This window comes from Uliginosibacterium sp. sgz301328 (assembly GCF_041807905.1).
Lineage (GTDB): Bacteria > Pseudomonadota > Gammaproteobacteria > Burkholderiales > Rhodocyclaceae > JBGVSA01.
Window position 1 is genome coordinate 1 of the sequence record NZ_JBGVSA010000060.1, and the last position, 3589, is coordinate 3589.

General features: G+C 62.8%; 1 protein-coding gene. It reads right to left on the reverse strand.

Going from position 1 to position 3589, the window contains the following annotated elements; translation table 11 throughout:
* On the reverse strand, nucleotides 1-3589 hold a 3589-nt coding region (locus ACDA63_RS20055; protein ID WP_373665079.1), incomplete at both ends, for a beta strand repeat-containing protein.

The window sequence follows — 3589 nt, forward strand, 5'->3', positions numbered from 1 at the left end:
GTGTCGTTGGTGCGCACGTACTTCACGCCCGTGCCGTTGTTGGTGATGTAGGTGTTGCTGGTATCCCCCGCAATGGCATAGAGCTGGCTGCCGTTGATGGCGTCCGTGCTGGTTTCCGACACGTCGCCGGCCGCCACGTTGGTGATCTTGGTGCCGTCGGTGCCACCGCCCAGCGTGATGCTGTCGTAGTTGACCGAGCCATCACTGTTGCGGTCGTACTTGACCGCACCTTCGTCAACACCGGCAATCGCATCCGCCACGGTGTTATAGGTGTCGCCACCGATGGTGATGAACGGTCCCTTCACTTCGCCCGTGCTGCTGTCGATGTAGGTGTCGCCGCCGATGATGTTGGTCACACCTTGCAACTGGCTCACGTTGACCGCGTCCGTGCTGGCCGTGCCGGCCGCGACGTTGACGATCTTGGTGCTGGCCGCGTCTATCCCCGCCGTGGTCATGCTCGGGCCACCCGCGATGGTCACACCGTTGGTGGCCATCGTCGTGTCACCCGTGGTCACGCTGGTGAAGGTCGGGCTCTCGGCGATCTGGATCTGCAGCTTGCCGTCGGCATCCACGACCGTGCTGACGTTGGCACCGGAGTACGTCCCCGCCGTCGTCGCCGCGCCTTCGATGCTGAAGGTCTCGCCCAGCTTCTTGTCGACCGAACCGCTGTTGCCCGCGAAGGTGATCGGCGTGTCGGTCAGCGTGGCGATGTTCTGTTCCACCGCCCACAGTTGGCTGCCGTTGATGGCGTCCGTGCTGGTTTCCGACACATCGCCGGCTGCCACGTTGGTGATCTTGGTGCCGTCGGCGCCGCCGGCCAGCGTGATGCTGTCGTAGTTGACCGAACCATCACTGTTGCGGTCGTACTTGACCGCACCCAGGTCGACGCCTTCGATCGCATCGGCCACGGTGTTGTAGGTGTCGCCACCGATGGTGATGAACGGTCCCTTCACTTCTCCCGTGCTGGCATCGATGTAGGTGTCGCCCCCGATGATGTTGGTCACACCCTTCAACTGGCTCACGTTGACCGCATCGGTGTCTTGCGTGCCCGCTGCCACATTGACGATCTGACGTTCGTTGCCTGCGCTGCCCACCGACACCGTGTTGGCGCGATCGGCCACCGAGTTCGCTCCGATCGCCGCCGAGTTGGTGCCGGCCACAACCTGCGCGTCGTCCGTGCCGTCGTTGGCACCGTCCGCCTTGAAGTAGCGGATGGTGTCGCCGTAGACGTTCTGCACGTTGCTGGTGATATCGGTCGTCAGCGTGTTGTAGATGTCGCCACCCGAGGACAACTGGCCCACGTTCACCGCGTCATGCGCATCCACCCCATCGGCCACGTTCTTGATCTGCGTGCCATCGGTGCCGGCCAGCGTGATCGTGTCGTGGTTGACCGTGCCGTCCGCGTTGCGGTCGTAGGTGACCACGCCATCGAGCACGCCGGTGATCGAGGTAATGCTGCCTTCGATGTTGGTCACGCGACCGTCGATATTGGTGATCGCATCGGCCACCGTGGTGTAGGTGTCACCGTTGATGGTGATGAACGGACCCTTCACTTCACCCGTGCTGGCATCGATGTAGGTGTCGCCTCCGATGATGTTGGTCACACCCTTCAACTGGCTCACGTTGACCGCATCGGTGTCTTGCGTGCCCGCTGCCACATTGACGATCTGACGTTCGTTGCCTGCGCTGCCCACCGACACCGTGTTGGCGCGATCGGCCACCGAGTTCGCTCCGATCGCCGCCGAGTTGGTGCCGGCCACAACCTGCGCGTCGTCAGTGCCGTCGTTGGCACCGTCCGCCTTGAAGTAGCGGATGGTGTCGCCGTAGACGTTCTGCACGTTGCTGGTGATATCGGTCGTCAGCGTGTTGTAGATGTCGCCACCCGAGGACAACTGGCCCACGTTCACCGCGTCATGCGCATCCACCCCATCGGCCACGTTCTTGATCTGCGTGCCATCGGTGCCGGCCAGCGTGATCGTGTCGTGGTTGACCGTGCCGTCCGCGTTGCGGTCGTAGGTGACCACGCCATCGAGCACGCCGGTGATCGAAGTGATGCTGCCTTCGATGTTGGTCACGCGGCCGTCGATGTTGGTGATCGCGTCCGCCACCGTGGTGTAGGTGTCGCCGTTGATGGTGATGAACGGACCCTTGACCTCGCCCGTGCTGGCATCGATGTAGGTGTCGCCACCGATGATGTTGGTCACACCCTTCAACTGGCTGACGTTGACCGCGTCAGTGCTGGCCGTGCCAGCCGCCACGTTGGTGATGGTATTACCCGCCATGTCCAGCCCACCGTTGGCCGTGACCAGACCCGCAAAGCTCGGGTTGTCGATCACGCTGACCGTCAGCGCCTTGCCCGTGGCGTCGTACGCAACACTCGTATTGGTGCCGGCGACAAAGTTCAGCGTGTCGCCGGCCTTGATGGCGTCGGCCGCACCGCCATTGGCCGCCACGTTCCAGCCGCCTTCCAGTGTGGTCACGCGGTTGTCGATGCTGGTGACCTGACCGCCGATGCTGGTGATCTGATCCCCCAGGTTGGCGATATTGGTGTTGATCGTCGTGATGCTGCCTTCGACGTTGCTCACCCGGCCATCGATGCTGGTGATGCTGTTGTCGATGCTGCCTAGATGCGTGTTGATCGACGTGATATCCCCTTCGACCACGCTCACGCGACCGTCGATACTCGTGATGCTGTTGTTGATGTCGCCGATCTGCGTGTTGATTGAAGTGATGTCGCCTTCGACCGTGCTGACACGGCCGTCGATGTTCGTCACCTGATCGCCCAGCGCGTTCAACTGGCTGACGTTGACCGCGTCGGTGTCGGCCACGCCAGCCGCCACGTTGCTGATCGTATTGCCCGCCATGTCCAGCCCGCCGTTGGCCGTGACCAGACCCGCGAACGTTGGGTTGTCGACCACGCTCACCGTCAATGCCTTGCCGGTGGCGTCGTACGCAACGCTCGTGTTGGTGCCATCGACAAAGTTCAGCGTGTCGCCCGCCTTGATAGCGTCGGCCGCACCGCCATTGGCCGCCACGTTCCAGCCACCTTCCAGCGTGGTCACGCGGTTGTCGATGCTGGTCATCTGACCGCCGATGCTGGTCACCTGATCGCCCAGGTTGGCGATGTTGGTGTTGATCGTGGTGATGCTGCCTTCGACGTTGCTCACACGGCCATCGATGCTGGTGACGCTGTTGTCGATGCTGCCTAGATGCGTGTTGATCGAAGTAATGTCGCCTTCGACCGTGCTGACACGGCCGTCGATGTTCGTCACCTGATCGCCCAGCGCGTTCAACTGGCTGACGTTGACCGCGTCGGTGTCGGCCACGCCAGCCGCCACGTTGCTGATCACGTTGTCGGCCATGTCCAGCCCGCCGTTGGCCGTGACCAGACCCGCGAACGTTGGGTTGTCGACCACGCTCACCGTCAGTGCCTTGCCGCTGGCGTCGTACGCGACGCTCGTATTGGTGCCGTCGACAAAGTTCAGCGTGTCGCCCGCCTTGATAGCGTCGGCCGCACCGCCATTGGCCGCCACGTTCCAGCCGCCTTCCAGCGTGGTCACGCGGTTGTCGATGCTCGTCACCTGACCGC